Annotated in this window: 1 protein-coding gene; it reads left to right on the top strand. The window is 47.0% G+C overall.

The annotated features are described in order from the left end of the window. Positions 1 to 468 (top strand): zinc-binding dehydrogenase (locus RCF13_RS02285; protein ID WP_308140793.1); only part of this gene is annotated, 468 nt, incomplete at both ends.

Below are 468 nucleotides of genomic sequence, written 5' to 3'. Positions count from 1 at the left end.
TGGCTTAGGCGTTATAGGTCAGTTGATCATACGGTGGGCAGCGCATCATGGTGCCGAAGAGATACTAGGCATTGATAAACATCGGGTCCGCTTGAATGGCGCATCAAGCTACGCTAATGTATCAAGTGATGTAGGCGTGGTACCGGCCAATTGCTTCGATATAGTCTTTATTTCCTGCACCGATCCTAACGCTGTATTGCATGGCCTTAGAATATGCCGCTCCGGTGGGAGAATTATACTCGTTGCCGCGCCAAGTGCGAAAATTAGTATCGATTTGGCAAATGATGTTTTCCGCAAGGGTGTATCAATTCTTGGTGCACATGAGGTCCGGGCACTCAACGGCGACGAAACTTGGCAAAGTCTGCTAGATCCCGTCTTTGATAAAATCATGTCGAAAAAAATCATCCTAGACGACTTAATTACGCATCGCTTTGCAGTCCATGATGTCGCTCTAGCCTATGATCTGAT

Origin of the sequence: Stenotrophomonas maltophilia group sp. RNC7 (genome assembly GCF_030910085.1) — a bacterium.
GTDB classification, from domain to species: Bacteria; Pseudomonadota; Gammaproteobacteria; order Xanthomonadales; family Xanthomonadaceae; genus Stenotrophomonas; species Stenotrophomonas sepilia.
This window is presented reverse-complemented; position numbering and strand designations above follow the sequence as displayed.